18 protein-coding genes, 1 pseudogene and 1 CRISPR repeat array (1 of these 20 only partly in view) are annotated in these 17,095 nt (G+C 44.5%); all 19 genes and pseudogenes read left to right on the forward strand.

Features of this window, described 5'->3' with window-relative positions; all coding sequences use genetic code 11:
* Positions 1 to 99 precede the first annotated feature (99 nt).
* The 19 genes and pseudogenes from ABDB91_RS03205 to cas2 all read left to right on the forward strand — a co-directional run bounded on the left by ABDB91_RS03205 (position 100) and on the right by cas2 (position 15,677).
* Entirely contained in the window at positions 100 to 246 is a 147-nt protein-coding gene (locus ABDB91_RS03205; protein ID WP_347490199.1) for a hypothetical protein, read from the forward strand.
* A 43-nt stretch (positions 247 to 289) separates the two neighbouring features.
* A complete protein-coding gene (locus ABDB91_RS03210; RefSeq protein WP_347490200.1) occupies positions 290 to 997 on the forward strand; it encodes a hypothetical protein in 708 nt (235 codons plus the stop codon).
* A 2-nt stretch (positions 998 to 999) separates the two neighbouring features.
* Positions 1,000 to 1,263, forward strand: a complete 264-nt coding sequence (locus ABDB91_RS03215; RefSeq protein ID WP_347490201.1) for a PqqD family protein — start codon at positions 1,000 to 1,002, stop codon at positions 1,261 to 1,263.
* On the forward strand, positions 1,256 to 1,750 hold the full coding sequence (locus tag ABDB91_RS03220; RefSeq protein WP_347490202.1) for a S24/S26 family peptidase: 495 nt from the start codon (positions 1,256 to 1,258) through the stop codon (positions 1,748 to 1,750). The genes ABDB91_RS03215 and ABDB91_RS03220 overlap by 8 nt, the downstream gene beginning before the upstream one ends.
* Entirely contained in the window at positions 1,740 to 3,437 is a 1,698-nt protein-coding gene (locus ABDB91_RS03225) for an ABC transporter ATP-binding protein (protein WP_347490203.1), read from the forward strand. Before ABDB91_RS03220 ends, ABDB91_RS03225 begins: the two co-directional genes overlap by 11 nt.
* On the forward strand, positions 3,424 to 4,638 hold the full coding sequence (locus tag ABDB91_RS03230) for a nucleotidyltransferase family protein (protein WP_347490204.1): 1,215 nt from the start codon (positions 3,424 to 3,426) through the stop codon (positions 4,636 to 4,638). The genes ABDB91_RS03225 and ABDB91_RS03230 overlap by 14 nt, the downstream gene beginning before the upstream one ends.
* A gap of 98 nt (positions 4,639 to 4,736) precedes the next feature.
* Entirely contained in the window at positions 4,737 to 4,868 is a 132-nt protein-coding gene (locus ABDB91_RS03235) for a hypothetical protein (protein WP_347490205.1), read from the forward strand.
* A gap of 409 nt (positions 4,869 to 5,277) precedes the next feature.
* Entirely contained in the window at positions 5,278 to 5,718 is a 441-nt protein-coding gene (locus ABDB91_RS03240; protein WP_347490206.1) for a hypothetical protein, read from the forward strand.
* A pseudogene (locus tag ABDB91_RS03245) lies at positions 5,696 to 6,124 on the forward strand (PEP-utilizing enzyme); the annotation flags it as partial. The gene ABDB91_RS03240 and the pseudogene ABDB91_RS03245, both read left to right, overlap by 23 nt.
* Before the next feature lie 155 nt (positions 6,125 to 6,279).
* Positions 6,280 to 6,429: a hypothetical protein gene (locus ABDB91_RS03250; RefSeq protein ID WP_347490207.1), complete on the forward strand. Its 150-nt coding sequence runs from the start codon at positions 6,280 to 6,282 to the stop codon at positions 6,427 to 6,429.
* Positions 6,430 to 6,766: 337 nt separating this feature from the next.
* A complete protein-coding gene (locus ABDB91_RS03255) occupies positions 6,767 to 7,021 on the forward strand; it encodes a type II toxin-antitoxin system RelB/DinJ family antitoxin (protein WP_347490208.1) in 255 nt (84 codons plus the stop codon).
* A 2-nt stretch (positions 7,022 to 7,023) separates the two neighbouring features.
* Positions 7,024 to 7,167 (forward strand): type II toxin-antitoxin system YoeB family toxin, encoded by a 144-nt coding sequence (locus ABDB91_RS03260; RefSeq protein WP_347490209.1) that lies wholly within the window; start codon positions 7,024 to 7,026, stop codon positions 7,165 to 7,167.
* Positions 7,168 to 7,273: 106 nt separating this feature from the next.
* Positions 7,274 to 9,700, forward strand: coding sequence for a CRISPR-associated helicase Cas3' (cas3, locus tag ABDB91_RS03265; protein WP_347490210.1), 2,427 nt, complete (start codon positions 7,274 to 7,276; stop codon positions 9,698 to 9,700).
* Between the two features lie 539 nt (positions 9,701 to 10,239).
* Positions 10,240 to 10,950: a type I-C CRISPR-associated protein Cas5c gene (gene cas5c / locus ABDB91_RS03270; protein ID WP_347490211.1), complete on the forward strand. Its 711-nt coding sequence runs from the start codon at positions 10,240 to 10,242 to the stop codon at positions 10,948 to 10,950.
* Position 10,951: 1 nt separating this feature from the next.
* On the forward strand, positions 10,952 to 12,853 hold the full coding sequence (gene cas8c, locus ABDB91_RS03275; RefSeq protein WP_347490212.1) for a type I-C CRISPR-associated protein Cas8c/Csd1: 1,902 nt from the start codon (positions 10,952 to 10,954) through the stop codon (positions 12,851 to 12,853).
* On the forward strand, positions 12,850 to 13,701 hold the full coding sequence (gene cas7c, locus ABDB91_RS03280; RefSeq protein ID WP_347490213.1) for a type I-C CRISPR-associated protein Cas7/Csd2: 852 nt from the start codon (positions 12,850 to 12,852) through the stop codon (positions 13,699 to 13,701). Before cas8c ends, cas7c begins: the two co-directional genes overlap by 4 nt.
* Positions 13,691 to 14,350: a CRISPR-associated protein Cas4 gene (gene cas4 / locus ABDB91_RS03285; protein WP_347490214.1), complete on the forward strand. Its 660-nt coding sequence runs from the start codon at positions 13,691 to 13,693 to the stop codon at positions 14,348 to 14,350. Before cas7c ends, cas4 begins: the two co-directional genes overlap by 11 nt.
* Positions 14,347 to 15,378 carry a type I-C CRISPR-associated endonuclease Cas1c gene (cas1c, locus tag ABDB91_RS03290; RefSeq protein ID WP_347490215.1) on the forward strand — a complete coding sequence of 344 codons (1,032 nt, stop codon included), beginning with the start codon at positions 14,347 to 14,349 and terminating at the stop codon, positions 15,376 to 15,378. Before cas4 ends, cas1c begins: the two co-directional genes overlap by 4 nt.
* 8 nt (positions 15,379 to 15,386) lie before the next feature.
* A complete protein-coding gene (gene cas2 / locus ABDB91_RS03295; protein ID WP_347491517.1) occupies positions 15,387 to 15,677 on the forward strand; it encodes a CRISPR-associated endonuclease Cas2 in 291 nt (96 codons plus the stop codon).
* 171 nt (positions 15,678 to 15,848) lie between these two features.
* Positions 15,849 to 17,095: direct repeats of the CRISPR family, unit length 32 nt; unit sequence ATCGCACTCCACTGGAGTGCGTGGATTGAAAT (it continues 9,300 nt past the right edge of the window).

A 17,095-nucleotide genomic window follows, 5' to 3' on the forward strand; every position in this document is an offset into this window, starting at 1 on the left:
GACGGGCGCGGTATTTGCCGCAGACCAGGCAAGCGGCCCGCCTGCCACCGCGTTTGCCGATGTGCCGGACAGCTTTTGGGGTAAGCAGGCAATCGACACATGGAGCGCTCATGGGGCATTATTCGGGGTGATGGCGTAAACTTCTATCCCAACGGGAAAATCAGTTCCCTTATAGAAATGAAACCGCTGATTGGTGCCGTAGAGCATCCGATTGACCTTAATGGCGGAAACATAACCACATACTAAAGCGTAAAAATTTAGTGGCTGCGGAAAGGAGTACCCATCATTGATGTATAAAATAGCTGGTCTGAATGTAAAGATGGAATGCTCGGGAGAAACACTGCTTACACAGGGAGAACCCTACCGGACCGTTGCCGGCCGACCGCACATTATAATAGATATCAGCGATGAAACGCTGGTAAAGACAAAAAAGAGTTACCCTCAGTTTTGCTTTGACGAATGGGAGCATATCCATAAGGGCTTTGCCTTTTCATACAAGCTGCTGGAGCACTCCGGCTTCTGTCTTCATGCTTCGGCGGTGGCAATGGACAATAAGACCGTGCTGTTTTCTGCTCCCTGCGGGACGGGAAAATCAACCCACGCAGGATTATGGCAGCAGTATTTCGGCAAAGATAAGGCGGTTATTATCAATGACGACAGGCCCGCATTGCGCCTGATCGAAGATGAAATCTATGTATACGGTACGCCATGGAGCGGAAAAACCAATCTGAACGCCAATATTAAAGTACCTTTGCAGGCGGTTGTCTTTTTATCTCAGGCCAAGGAAAACCATATTGAAAGGCTTACCAATAAGGAGGCTTTAAAGCTCCTGCTTCGCCAAAGTATACGCCCCAACCACGACAACGGCAGAATGGACGTCCTTTTAACTCTGTTGGACGCCCTGCTGCAAAAAATAGCTGTATACCATTTAAGCTGCAACATCAGCATGGACGCTGTAAAGCTTGCTTATGACACCATAAATAAAAGGATGGGATGATTATGAGAATAAAAGAAGGATATCTCCTGCGGGAGGTTGCGGGAAGCTATGTGGTAGTGCCTACCGGCAGAGCAGCCCTGGACTTTACCGGAGTGATCACTTTAAACGAAACAGGCGCGTTTCTGTGGAAGCTGCTTGCCGGTGACAAAACCGAGCAGGAATTGCTGGGTGCCCTGCTGGAAGAATACGATACCACCGAGGCAAAGGCAAAAGAGGATATTAATATATTCATTGCCAAACTTAAGGCGGCTGATTTGATTGAGTAAAATAGTGACTATTTCAGAGCTTCACCCATTGATGGCGGAAACGCTGCAAAACGATGGAAAAGTAATTCTTACCATAACGGGAACCAGTATGCTGCCCCTTCTACGCCACAGAAAAGACCGGGTATGCCTGATGAAGCCGCAGGAGCAGCCCTTAAAAAAGTATGACCTTCCCCTGTTTGTACGGGAGGACGGCAAATACATATTGCACAGGATCGTTAAGGTTACACCGGATGGGTATGAAGTAACCGGTGACAATCAATGCTTTATTGAATATCCGGTACGGCATTCGCAGGTGATATGCGTAGTACAAGGTATTTTTCGGGGTGACAGATATATCTCCTGCGACGGCTTTTTATATTGGGGATATTGCAGGTTTTGGGTATTCGCATATCCCTTTCGGCGGCTGTATTTAATGGGAAAACAGTTTTTGTACCGGACCATCAGGCATTTAAAATACCGCAATGGGGATTGGAAAAATGAAGGATAAGCAAACGCTCCTTTGGCTTTATCAAAATTCAAAATCGCAGCTTTTTCCTATGCTGGCGATGATATTAAGCAACGGGCTGTTTGCGGCGTGCTCAATACTCTTTGCCCTTGCCAGCCGCGGCATAATTGACGGTGCTGCCGCAGGGGATAAAAATGCCCTGATAAGACAGAGCCTGTGGTTGCTGGCCGTAATTATGCTGCAATTTATGATGCGTATCCTCTCCCGCAGCCTGGAAATCCGTATCCAAGGCAAGCTGGAATTGAATTATAGACGTAACATCATAGGGAAACTTTTAACCAAAGACTACGCGCACACCATAAAACACCACAGTGGTGAACTGATGAACAGGCTTACCGGTGATGTTTCGATAGTCACCGAAGGGAGCGCAACCATTCTGCCTGAGCTTACGGCATTATTCACAAGACTGTTTGGCGCTATTTCAGTGTTGTATGTGTTTGATCCTGCCTTTACCCTTGTCTTTATCGCCAGTGGTGTGCTGCTGCTCCTGACCACGAAATTATTCCGTGGGAGGCTGAAACACCTACACAAAAGCATGCAGGAAAAGGACGGCGTGGTCCGTTCCTTCATGCAGGAGCTTCTGGAAAACCTGGTAGTCATTAAGACCTTCGGCGCAGAGCGTGAAATGGAATCGAAAACAGCGGGACTCGGGCAGGAGCATTATAAGGCGAAGATCAGGAAAAACACTGTCACCATTTTGGCAAATTCAGGTTTTTACTTTGTCTTTTCCATAGGTTATCTGTATGCTCTGATATGGGGAGCTTTCGGTTTGATGGCGGCGACCGTCAGCTTTGGAACTCTGACTGCCGTCTTGCAGCTTGTCGGGCAGGTACAGATACCTTTTGCCGGTTTATCCGGATTTATCCCGAAGCTATATGGCGTTATCGCCTCGGCAGAAAGGCTGATAGAGCTTGAAAATCTGCCCGATGAAACGGATAGGAACAAAGGGGAACTTCATGCGGCGGCTGTCTATTCCGCTATGCAAAGGATACGGCTGGAGGATGTTTCCTTCCGGTATGACAGGGAGCTTGTATTACACCATACCGAATTAACCATAGAAAAAGGTGATTTTGCCGTGATAGCCGGACGTTCCGGCATTGGTAAAAGCACTTTGATTATGCTGATGCTCGGAATATTCACACCCGTAAACGGGAACATCGGTATTGAGCTTGACACCGATGAAAGGATTCCGGTGGATAAACATACAAGAAAGCTCTTTGCCTATGTCCCGCAAAACAATTTATTGCTGTCGGGAAGCATCCGGGAGAATATCGCTTTTATAAATGCAAACGCCAGCGATGAACGGATCATGGCGGCCGCAGATATAAGCTGTGCTGCAGAATTTATTTGTGCTCTGCCTCACGGTCTGGATACGGTCATTGGTGAAAAGGGGCTGGGCTTATCCCAGGGACAGGCGCAGCGGTTAGCCATTGCCAGGGCGATTGCGTGTGACGCACCCATATTGCTGCTTGACGAGGCGACCTCGGCCCTCGATGAAGCCACAGAGAAAAAACTTTTACACAACATACGGCAGATGACGGATAAAACCTGCATCATTATCAGCCACAAAAAGGCCGCCTTTGATCTGTGCAACAAAGAAATCCGCATAGAAAACGGCAGACTGAAAACTAGAGAAAGGGATGGTTCCTTCGCCTATGATACTGCCTGAACATGACTATTTGATCCGCTTGTTATCCGCTGTCATTGATGGTATACAGCCACAGAACCCACCGGAAACACTGGATTGGGAAAAGCTGTATCAGCTTTCAATCTGGCACGGCATATCCAATATGGCCTGGTACGGCATCATGAAACTGATCCCTGAACACAGGTCGCCCCAGCATATTTTGATGAAATTCAAAAATGAATATAAGCTCGGTGTTGCAAAGGAAGCCACACAACACATAGCGGTGGAGCAAATCATAAAAGTCTTTGAAGAACACCGTATCTCCTGTCTGCCACTAAAGGGCTGCCTTGTGAAATACCTGTATCCACGGCCGGATATGCGGCAAATGGCCGACATTGATATTTTGATAAAGGACGAACAAGCGGAACAAATAAAAGAATTGTTACTGGATATGGGCTTCACCGTCAAGCATCAGGGAGGTAACCATGATATCTATCACCGGAAGCCATATATGAACCTGGAAATGCACCGCAAATTGATATCCGATGGTTCCCCCTACAGCGCCTATTTAAGCAAAACATGGGACAGAGCCGGATTAAAACCGGATTGCCAATATACATACAGGCTTTCAGACGAGGATTTATATATTTACCTGATTATCCACCTTACAAAGCATTACATAGGCGGAGGCACCGGCATCCGGTCTTTCATGGATATTTGCTTATATAACCGTTGGTATAAACAAACGATGGATTGGAATTACATATGGACGGAGCTTGAAAAAATCGGCCTCCGGGAGTTTGCGGAAAACATTATAGGGCTGTGCGGCGTATGGTTTGAAGGTGCTGAGAGTAAAGGGCTATATCATGAAATGGCTGACTATATCCTCTACAGCGGAGTTTACGGCACAAAAAAACATGCTGTAATAGCCTCTATGAATATAAAGACAAACAATAAGTATTCTATCAGGATCGCAAAAATCCTGTATGTCTTAAAGCTGTTTTTTCCCCCGCTTAATACGATGAAAATATTATATCCGTTCCTTGAAACGGTGCCGTTTTTATTGCCGGTCAGTTGGGTGCTGCGGGGTATCAGATGCTTATTATTTAAGCGTAAACATACGCTGCAAATGATACACGAAGTACATTCTGTATCGGAGAAAGACATGATAAAAATAGGGAGCCTGCATGAAAAAGCCGGGCTTAGCATGGTATCCCTATATAACCATGCTACGATACCCTGAATAATGCAGCATGAGTGTATAGGTATGAATGAATTTTTAAGGAGAGATGTAAACTATGAACATTGGAGAGTGATCCATTTTGAGCGGGTGGATGAAGCATGGTTGAAGTTTTATTTGCGCCTGCCGGAGTGGAAGAAGTATTACGGAGGAAAATAACTAAGGACACTGCCATGTGGTACAATCTCCATAAAAAGGGGAGTGGAAGAAGTATTACGGAGGAAAATAACTAAGTGAATGTCATACCTATCTTGAATATGATGTGGGTAGTAAAAAAGTTGTAGTTTCTTGTAGATAAGGAACTACAATTTTGTTTTTTATGTCGTAAGTGTTTATCATCTTTAATAGAAAATTGCCATATATTCAATACCTGAAGGTGGAACCGTAACAAAAGATATTCCGCCGGAAAAACAAGAACTGCAAGCGTTAGAGGATGAGAAAATCATTGAACTTGCGGAACTGGGTCAGAAAATTGAAAATCATTATGGTTCTGAACAGGACATTGAGTGGGGGTGCGCAGATGGTAAGTTTTATATTCTTCAGAGTCGGCCCATTACATCCTTATATCCTGTACCTCATGTTTCCGATGGGAAATTTCATATATTTGTTTCCTTTGGTCACATACAAGTGATGACCGATGCCATGAAGCCTTTAGCAATATCTTTAGTAAGCAACTTGACCAATTTCTTGAAGAAAGATGTTTCTTTAAATAATTTTTTTATCTACTCAGCCGGTGGAAGGGTATTTGCGGACTTTACGGGACCTCTTTTGCTTAAGCCTGCTCGACACATGCTGCTTAAAGTATTTAAAAATATGGATGAATTATTGGTATCTGCACTGGCTGAAGCTGTTAAAAATGAAGAATTTATTAAGTTGTCTCTGCCGAAGAAGAGACTTTTTAGAATACTACGGAAGACGGCTCCCATAATTATTCCGACTTTGATTAAAGTTCAAAGCAACTTATACTTTAAGAATCCTAATAGAGCTAAAGCAAATGCTGATTCATTGATAAAAAAAATTGCCGGGGAAAACGAAGCGTATATTTTAAAAGCCATAGGGGCGGAAAGAATTCAAACAGTATGAATTAAATCAAAAGCTAACGGTTCCTCGTGTTATGACTAGTGAAGGGGAAATCATTATTGGCAAAGGACGGGATGTAAAAGCACCGGAAGGGGCCCTCATTGGGATACCGGTATCCGCAGGTGTGGCAGAAGGAGTTGCCAGGGTTGTTCTTAAGTTAGAGGATGCAAAGCTTAATCCTGGAGAGATACTAGTCACATCTTATACTGATCCAGGCTGGACTCCACTTTTTATATCGGTAGTTGGTTTAATTATTGAAGTAGGCGGAATGATGTCCCATGGTTCAGTGATTGCCCGTGAATATGGTATTCCGGCAGTTGCTGGTGTTGAAAATGTCACCAATATCATTAAAGATGGCAGCCGCATAAGAATTAACGGTAGTTATGGATACGTTCAAATACTGGATTAGGTAGTTTAAACGCATCCATCTCATGGGAATATGAGGTGATTTCCATAATAACTTTTTCGGGTATAATTTGAGGCATGTTTGCCGTCAGCGTAATGCAATTAGTACTTGCCACCGCACTGTCTCACATTTGTGGGTGAAATCGGTGGGAGTAATTTATGGTAAGAATAATTCAAGGTCTCAGGCTGACTGCTTTAGATTTTACTTTGTATGGTGGAGCTTTTTTTTGGAATTTTGCTCCTTTGATTCTAATGGTAGGTGCAGGGATTGGTTCCGAAGTTTTGAAAGAAAAATATAAAGAAGATTAAATGGTATAAAAATAATTGAAGTGATTAGGACAACATAACGCAATGTATGTTCCAAAATCATTGATAACAGATGAAATTAGTAAAAAGAGGTTGAATTCCACTTTGTCGGTAAGATTTTGAACATAGCGGGAAGTTCGATGGCATCTATATTTACCTAACTTCTCATCAATTTGAAAGAAGCCTGCTGTTACGCAGTCGGCTTTTAATTTTTATATGGTAACATTTGATAATTTATTCAATGAACAGCATTATCTGCTGCAAAATATAGTGCATATTACTTGAAACGCACGATATATTATGGCATAATTAATTTATAGTTAAAGATGGAGGTAGTTCTATGGCTAAAACAATTAATGTAACAATACGACTTGACCGGGAAGTAAAAGAAAATGCTGAAAAGCTGTTTAGCGATTTGGGTATGAATCTTTCCACAGCATTCAATATATTTGTACGCCAAGCTCTGCGTCAGGGCAAAATTCCATTTGAAATTTACGATCCTTTCTACGGTGAAAAAAATCAAGCAAGGCTTGAGCATTCGATTAAGCATGCTGAGGCAGGTCAGATAACAGTACGCGAGCTGATAGAGGATTGATTATGCAAAAGGCATGGACGGGTGAAGCTTGGGAAAATTATATTTACTGGCAGACGCAGGGTGGAAAAATTTTGAAGCTTATCGATGAAATTTTAAAGGATATTAGCCGTGATCCTTTTTCTGGTATAGGAAAACCGGAGCAATGATAAATTAAAAAGAATTATTGGCGAAAAACAATTGGAGATTGAAATTTCCTGCATTCAAGACAAAGTAGTATGTTCTTGTGGTAGACAGTTTACGAGGAGGATGTTGATGTATATTGCTCGTATCCGGGAAGGAGACAAAAGGAGGCAAGCGTTAAAAGAGCATTTGCTCGAAGCCAAACGATTAGCAGAATTTTATGGTGCTAAGCTTGGGTTAAAACACGTAGCCGGTTTGGCGGGGATGCTCCATGATCTGGGGAAATACAGCGACGAATTCCAAGATTATATTAGGCAAGCGGCGTTTTATCCTGAAGCAGCCGGAGCAAGAAAGGGCCGGGTGGACCATTCCACCGCCGGAGGGAAACTGTTGTTTGCGATGCTACATAATAACTCCTGCCACGAGAAACTGCTGACCGAAATTATCGGCAATGCAATTATTTCTCACCATGCCAATTTGCATGACTATATTTCTCCTTCCAGTGAATCGGGCTATTTAAAACGTGTCCAGGACAAGGACCTTCCCCAGTATGAATCAATTGTTGACCATTTTTTCCAAGAGGTCATTACGAAAACAGAATTTAGCGAATATGTTGCAGCTGCTTTGGAGGAGTTAAGGCGATTTATCGACAAAAGCCCGGCACAAAGTTTTTTCTTAACAAAATTTATTTTCAGTTGTCTGATTGATGCCGATCGGACTGATGCGAGAAGGTTCGATGAGCAGACTTCGGAATCAGAACTGGAATTAGAAGTAGAGCCCTATCAGCCCCGGTCGTTGTTTAATAGCTATTACCAAAAACTCATCCGGCATCTGGCTGTGCTGAAAGAAAAAAAAGAAGCCGCCGAGCCCATCAACCTGCTGCGGGCTGCCATGTCCGAACAGTGTGAACGATTTTCGGAAAAACCCTCCGGCATCTATACGTTATCTATTCCCACAGGGGGCGGCAAAACATTGGCCAGCCTCCGCTATGCGCTGAAGCATGCGCAAGAACATGGAAAGCAGCGCATTGTTTATGTCGTCCCATTTACCACCATTATTGAACAAAACGCCCGGGAAGTCAGAGATATTTTGCATGATAACGAGAACATTTTGGAGCATCATTCCAATGTTTTCGAAGAGGAGCAAGGAAGCGGCGCAGAGGCTGATGAACAGTATGATTTGCTTACAAAGAAGGAAAGGCTGAAGCTTGCCCGTGATAGCTGGGACAGCCCGGTCATTTTTACAACCCTTGTTCAGTTTCTCAATGTTTTTTATGCGAAAGGCAACCGCAACACACGGCGTTTGCATAACCTAATTCATTCCGTTATCATCTTTGATGAGGTGCAAAAGGTCCCGACCAAATGCGTTTCGCTCTTTAACGAAGCCTTGAATTTTTTAAAGGAAAAGGCACACTGCAGTATTCTCCTTTGTACGGCGACACAGCCCACCCTTGAGTATGTTAAAAAACACCGCCTTTTAAAAGCGTTGGACGGAGAAATTGTCCCGGATCTTATTAGTGTTGGCAAAGCTTTTAAACGGGTAGAAATTATTGATAAAACGGACAAGCCAATGACGAATGAACAGTTGGCGGCCTGGCTTAGGGCTGATGCTCAGGCATGGGGCAGTACCCTTGTGGTACTGAATACTAAAACTGTAGTAAAAAATTTATACAAAAAACTCAAAGGCGGCCCCTTGCCGGTCTATCATCTAAGTACATCCATGTGTGCGGAGCATCGCCAGACCCGGTTAACGGAAATACGGGAACTGCTTAAAAAAGGCATCCCTTTTATTTGCGTAACCACCCAGTTGATTGAAGCCGGCGTGGACATCAGCTTCAAATGTGTCGTACGCTCCCTGGCCGGGCTGGATTCCATTGCCCAAGCTGCTGGGCGGTGCAATCGGCACGGGGAAGACGAGTTGCGGTATGTGTATGTCGTCGATCATGCGGAAGAGAAGTTGTCTAACTTGCCGGAAATTGAGACAGGCAAAGGAATTGCGGCCAATATTTTTGCAAGATTTAAAAAGAAGGCGGACAAATATGAAGGAAACCTGCTTTCCGAAAAAGCGATGCATGAATATTTTCAGGTTTTCTATCATAAAGCGGAAGCTGATTTAAACTACTATATTCCCGCAGTGGATAAGGATATGACAAAGCTTTTATTCGCCCAGGCTGCGGAAAACAGTTATATCACCTATTATCAAAAGAAAACAGGCAGGCGGTTTCCTTTGTTGCTGAATGGGAGTTATAAAACGGCCGCGGATTACTTTCATGTCATTGAGCAGAAAACAACCTCCGTCATCGTGCCTTATTGCGCGGGCAAGGAGCTTATTGTTGCGCTTAACAGCAGTGAACGAATCGAAGATTTAACTAAATTTTTCAGGAAAGCCCAGCACTATACAGTGGATCTTTATTCCCAAGGATTTAATCAATTAAAAAGGCAAGGCGCCATAATAGAGCATCTGGATGGAATGATTTATGAATTAAAAGAGAATTGGTATAGCAATGAATACGGGGTTGATTTACAAGGGGAAGGCGGGATGGAGTTTGCTTTAATGTAGAAAAGCCTCATAGGTGATCGGTTAAGGGAGTCCTGATACTAAATGCATGGCAATTATGCTTGTTTTTCCACAACATGCGGTAGATAAATTTCTTAACCGAACACTTAAGAAAAGCCTATCCATTGTTGAACAGGCTTCTCTTACTTGTACATACTTATTATTATTTCAATCCGCGCATTAAGCGATTTATTTTAAAATATGATTATAAAACATGAATTAGAACTCTTGGATGATTTTTATAACTATACAAACTAATATTTTGATGTAGGTTATCTCCAGCTGTATACTTATTTGTTTCGTTTTAGAGGTTTTCATATTCTTCTCCCTTCATCCTTTTTTATATATACATATTCAAGGGAGGTAAAAAGGGTACTTACTTCTTATTGAAAATTTTTAAATTGAAACTACTTTTCACACTAACCTCCATTTAATCGCACTCCGCAGTAGTGCGTGGATTGAAATTCCGCATTCAAGGTATTTAGGCAAGTTCAGATTATATTCATAGGTTAATCCCATTTTAAAGGAGGTGAATCCATAACATGAAAAATGAAATTCAATTTGAGCTGTACGGTGACTATGCATTGTTTACCGATCCGTTAACAAAGATCGGTGGTGAGAAACTCTCCTACAGTGTACCAACCTACCAGGCGCTAAAGGGCATCGTAGAATCTATTTATTGGAAGCCAACCATTATTTTCGTCATCGACGAATTGCGTGTCATGAAGCCGATTCAAATGGAGTCCAAAGGGGTGCGTCCCGTTGAGTATGGAGGCGGGAATACACTTGCCAATTACACATACCTAAAAGATGTCCATTATCAAGTGCGCGCGCATTTTGATTTTAACCTCAACCGCCCAGACCTGGCCTTTGACCGAATTGAAGGGAAACATTACAGCATCCTGCAACGAGCCCTCCAAGTAGGAGGGCGGAGAGATATTTTTCTTGGAGCCAGGGAATGCCAGGGATATGTGGAACCGTGTGAGTTTGGCAGCAGCACAGGATGTTATGATGAAGAGGGTATACATCACCTGGGGACAATGGTCCACGGCTTCAACTATCCCGATGAAACGGGGCAAAACCGTCTGGAGGTAAGGTTGTGGTCTGTGAAGATGGACAAAGGATATATCAAGTTTATAAAGCCGGAAGAGTGTAAAATTGTTCGTCCGGTGAAAGAGATGGAAGCGAAAGGGTTCAGTCCATACAATGTGCAGTCGGCGGAGCAGTTACTCCAAGAATTAGGTGGTGAGTAGTATGAGCTGGTTGTTTCACTTAAGTCAAACGTATGAAGCAAATCTTGATCAGGTGGGAAAAACGTTCAAGAAGGGAGGAAACCGGGAATACACGCTGCTGCCGGTATCCCATACCACGCAAAATGCGCATATTGAGGTAGCGGTGGATGAGGATGGGGATTTCCTGACGGCAAAACCATTAGAGAAAAAAAACACGGTAATCCCCTGTACGGAAGAGGCTGCCAGTCGTTCCGGATCGAAGGTGGCACCATACCCGCTCCACGATAAGCTCAGTTATGTCGCCGGTGATTTTGTCAAATATGGCGGCAAAATCAAAGATTCGGATGATACCCCTTTTGATGTGTATATACGAAATTTAGAGGCATGGGCCAATTCGCCGCATGCTACCGAGAAAGTGAAGGCTATTTACACGTACCTGCGCAAAGGCCGCTTGATCGAGGATCTAGTAAACGTGCAAGTACTCCATCTTGATGAAACGGGACAATTGATTGAAAAGTGGGACAAAAAATATGAAGAGCGGTTCGGAGGAAAACCGGCTATTTTTTCCAGCGGTGCCGCCGAGCAATCCAGCGCTTTCGTTAGGTTTAACGTTTATTCTCCCGAATCGATGGATGAAGTTTGGAAAGATAGAAAGATGTATGCGTCATTCATTGCTTTCTATAATGAAAAATTAAGCGGTGAGGATGTTTGCTTTGTTACCGGAGAGCGGCTGCCGGCCACCGAACGGCATGCCAACAAAATCCGCCATGCGGCGGACAAGGCAAAGTTGATCTCTGCCAACGACACTTCCGGCTTTACCTTCCGGGGGCGCTTTAAGACAAGCCGGGAAGCGGCAAGCATCAGCTATGATATTTCACAGAAGGCGCACAACGCGCTGAAATGGCTGATTCATCGCCAGGGTAAGACCATCGATAACCGTGTTTTTCTTGTTTGGGGCAATGACCCTGTTTCCGTGCCCAATCCTAATGATGATGCACTGGACACCATCAGGCACAGCAATAGGGAGACGGAACGGGAACCGGACACGGATAAGCACTATGCCGATGAAGTGCGTAAAGCCATTGACGGCTACCGGAATGATCTGACATATAAGTCACAGGTCAATATCCTCGTGCTTGACTCGGCGACCACCGGCAGAATGGCGGTACTTTACTATCGGAATATGGATAAGGAGCTTTATTTGGATCGACTGACACAATGGCATGAGACCTGCGCCTGGGAACATCGCTACCGGAAAGACCAGGATAAGGTTATCTCTTTTTACGGGGCGCCGGCCACAAGGGATATCGCGATTGCCGCTTACGGGCCAAGGGCAAGCGATAAAGTGGTGAAGGGACTGATGGAACGGATGCTTCCTTGTATTGTTGATGAACGTGCGGTTCCCAGGGACATTGTCAAAAGTGCTTTTCAGCGTGCATCCAATCCCGTTTCAATGAAACGGGAGGAATGGGAAAAAACAGTAAGCATTGCCTGCGCACTCATCAAAAAAATGTTCATCGGTGGTAACAGTGATAATAAGAAGGAAGGGGAATGGAATGTGCCGTTAGATAGGGATTCAGATGATCGCAGCTATTTGTTTGGCCGTTTGCTGGCTGTGGCGGATGTCTTGGAGAGGAGGGCTCTTGGAAAAGAAGAAACAAGAGCAACCAATGCCATCCGTTACATGAATTCTTTTTCAAAAAATCCGGGACGTACTTGGAAAACGATTCAGGAAAGCTTGCAGCCCTATCAGGCTAAGCTTGGTACAAAGGCAACATATTTATCGAAATTGATAGATGAGATTGGCGATCAATTCCGGAAAGGTGATTTTAATAACACCCCGTTGTCGGAACAATATTTGCTGGGGTTTTACAGCCAGCGCCGGGAGCTTTATGCCAAAAAAGAGGAGGAGGCTAAAGAATGAGCACACTTGATCACAAGATTGATTTTGCCGTTGTTTTGTCCGTGTCAAAAGCAAATCCAAACGGAGATCCGTTAAACGGAAACCGGCCGCGTCAAAATTACGACGGGTATGGGGAAATCTCCGATGTCGCCATTAAACGGAAAATACGCAATCGTCTGCAGGACATGGGGGAAGCGGTTTTTGTCCAATCGGACGACAGGAAAATCGATGGTTATAGAAGTCTGCGGGAGCGGGCTGATGCCAATCCGGAGTTGGCAAAGATGCTGAAGGCGAAAAATCCGTCTGCGGATGAATTTGCCCAAATTGCCTGCCGGGAGTGGATTGATGTGCGCAGCTTCGGGCAAGTGTTTGCCTTTAAAGGCTCTGATCTATCTGTAGGGGTGCGGGGGCCGGTGTCTGTTCATGTAGCGACCAGCATTGATCCCATTGATATTGTCAGTACCCAAATTACCAAAAGCGTCAACTCTGTCACCGGTGAAAAGCGCAGCTCGGATACAATGGGCATGAAGCACCGTGTGGATTTCGGGGTTTATGTGTTTAAGGGCAGCATCAATACTCAGCTTGCAGAGAAAACAGGCTTTACCAATGACGATGCGGAAAAAATCAAACAGGTTTTGGCCACGCTTTTTATGAATGACAGCTCGTCGGCTCGTCCTGATGGCAGTATGGAAGTTCATAAGGTGTATTGGTGGAAGCATTCGTCAAAAATTGGGCAATATTCATCCGCCAAAGTACACCGCTTGTTAACTGTCAAATCCAAAGCAGAGGAGCCCAAAAGCTTTGCTGATTATGAAATTGAGTTGCGTGAACTAGAGGGCTTGGATGTTGAAGTGATCGATGGTCAGTAATGAAGAAGATCGTTATTTGATGCTGTCGGGGTTGCAGCATTTCCAGTTTTGCAAACGACAGTGGGCATTGATCCACATTGAACAGCAGTGGGAAGAAAATGTAAAGACCATTGAAGGGCAGCATTTGCATGAGAAAGCCGACCAACCGTTTATGAAGGAAAAACGTGGCAACAAGCTTGTTGTCCGGGCCATGCCGGTCCAGTCGAGGAGATTGCGGGTAAGCGGTATCTGCGATGTTGTGGAGTTTATCAAAGATCCGGATGGGGTGGAATTGTTCGGGGTGGACGGGACTTACAGGGCGTATCCGGTGGAGTACAAGCGCGGAAAACCGAAGAAAGGCGATGAAGATATTATTCAATTGATCGCCCAGGCGATGTGTTTGGAGGAGATGCTTGTTTGCCATATTGACAGGGGCTACCTGTTTTATAATGAGATCAAGCGCCGTGTGGAAGTGCCGATTACCGACGAGTTAAAAGATCAAGTTATAAGAATGGCGGAGGAAATGCACCAGTACTATGAAAGGCGCCATACGCCCAAGGTGAAAACCGGACCTTTTTGCAGAAACTGCTCTTTGCAGCATATCTGCCTGCCGCAGCTTATGAAAAAACGCTCCGTAAAAAGCTACATTGAGGGGAGGTTGGGCGAATGAAGAAGTTGTTGAATACTTTGTATGTCACTCAGCCCGATGCCTACTTATCCCTCGACGGCGATAACATTTTATTATTAAAGGAGCAAGAAAAGCTTGGCCGATTACCCCTCCATAACCTGGAATCCATTATCAGTTTCGGATATACAGGCGCCAGTCCGGCACTAATGGGTTACTGTGCCGAGCGCAATATTTCCATTTGTTTTCTGACGCAAAGCGGGCGCTTTTTAGCTAGAGTTATCGGACAAAGTAGAGGAAATGTAGTTCTAAGAAAAACACAATACCGTATTTCTGAAAATGAAAAAGAGTCGATGCAGGTTGCCCGGAATTTTATTATTGGGAAGATCTACAACAATAAATGGATGCTTGAACGAATCACTCGAGAACATCCCCTAAGAGTGAATGTGGAGCAGTTTAAATCGGTCTCACGTCTTTTTTCGAATATCTTGCAAGAGGTGCGTGGTTGTGACAATTTAGAAAGCTTGCGGGGCTGGGAAGGGCAGGCGGCCACCAACTATAATAAAGTATTTAACCAGATGATCTTGCAGCAGAAAGACAGCTTTGCTTTTCATGGCCGTTCGAGAAGACCTCCCAAAGATAATGTGAATGCCATGCTGTCTTTTGCCTACACGCTGCTTGCAAACGATGCAGCGAGTGCGTTGGAAACGGTTGGTCTTGATGCTTATGTCGGTTTCATGCATCAGGACCGTCCCGGCCGTGCATCCCTTGCCCTGGATCTGATGGAAGAATTAAGGGGGATTTATGCGGATCGGCTTGTTCTTTCACTTATTAATCGAAAAGAAGTGGCTGCTGCTGATTTTTATCAGAAGGAAAATGGAGCGGTGCTTATGACAGAAGACTCGCGTAAATCATTTTTGAAAGCATGGCAGACAAAAAAGCAGGAAAAAATCACCCATCCTTATCTCGGAGAAAAAATTTCCTGGGGATTAGTCCCTTACGCTCAAGCTTTACTATTGGCGCGTTTTTTGCGTGGAGATTTAGACGAATACCCGCCATTTTTATGGAAGTAGGTGAAGATATGCTTGTTTTAATCACGTATGATGTTCAAACATCCAGTACAGGAGGTTCCAAAAGGCTTAGTAAAGTAGCGAGAGCATGTCAAAATTATGGTCAGCGGGTGCAAAATTCCGTTTTTGAGTGTATTATCGATGCAGCTCAATTGACAGCTTTGAAAATAGAACTTTGCAGCTTAATTGACGAAGGAAAGGATAGCTTGCGTTTCTATCGTTTAGGCAATAAATATAAAACCAAAGTCGAGCACTTTGGTGCCAAACCGTCATTGGATTTAGAGGAGCCACTGATTTTTTAATGGTGCGGATCCCAAGTGCACATAGAATCTCTGGGAGGATCGCACCCAAAACAGGGTGAGATATGTGAAAATATGTAATTAAATATAGCAAATATGTGGAAATATATAAAGAAAAAGCAATAAATTGCCTATTTCTAGGCTGTCATTCTCCTTTTTATAGGGATTTTCGCGATCGCACTCCACTGGAGTGCGTGGATTGAAATACTGTGGACACTTCCAGGCCCCACGCCTCCGCCGATCGCACTCCACTGGAGTGCGTGGATTGAAATGACTATGTCTTTGGGCTTTATCCCCAAAATGTTACATCGCACTCCACTGGAGTGCGTGGATTGAAATGACGAAGGCAGCCTACAGGCTACCGGCGACGTACCATCGCACTCCACTGGAGTGCGTGGATTGAAATTTAAGATTATCAGGAGAGGCAATTATCCATAAAAAATCGCACTCCACTGGAGTGCGTGGATTGAAATAAGAATTATATAGTGCTGACATAATTGAGTATAAAATCGCACTCCACTGGAGTGCGTGGATTGAAATTAATCTGAATGATACGTCTCCGGTTGCGCTATGATCGCACTCCACTGGAGTGCGTGGATTGAAATAACACCTGTCATAACAACAGGGGTAACTTCTTGACATCGCACTCCACTGGAGTGCGTGGATTGAAATCAATGCCCCCGTTTATAATCTCTACGCAGGCGCTTATCGCACTCCACTGGAGTGCGTGGATTGAAATCCAAATCTGTGAAAGAAGGTCTTGCCCAAGTGCAAATCGCACTCCACTGGAGTGCGTGGATTGAAATTCTTTACGTCGTTTACGAACCCTTTCACCAAATGATCGCACTCCACTGGAGTGCGTGGATTGAAATGCTTCATCTGCGCCACCCCGGAACGCTCCTGCCAGATCGCACTCCACTGGAGTGCGTGGATTGAAATAATCTCTTTCCCGCACTTATCACAAACAACAATATCGCACTCCACTGGAGTGCGTGGATTGAAATTAATCTAAATGATACGTCTCCGGTTGCGCTATGATATCGCACTCCACTGGAGTGCGTGGATTGAAATCACTTCCCAGGCCCGGCATTCTCGGGCGTATCCCATCGCACTCCACTGGAGTGCGTGGATTGAAATTCAATTGTGACAGTATTCGAACCATTAACAACATATCGCACTCCACTGGAGTGCGTGGATTGAAATTAAGTTATATGGGGCCGATGATGATTCCTTGGTTATCGCACTCCACTGGAGTGCGTGGATTGAAATCGTATACGGAATCAATACCAATCCAGACCGTACCATCGCACTCCACTGGAGTGCGTGGATTGAAATTCTAGGATGAATTGCTGCCGCTCTAAGCTTATCATCGCACTCCACTGGAGTGCGTGGATTGAAATTCGGGCAGCAAAATACAGTTA

The sequence above is a fragment of the Desulfoscipio sp. XC116 genome (assembly GCF_039851975.1).
Lineage (GTDB): Bacteria > Bacillota > Desulfotomaculia > Desulfotomaculales > Desulfallaceae > Sporotomaculum.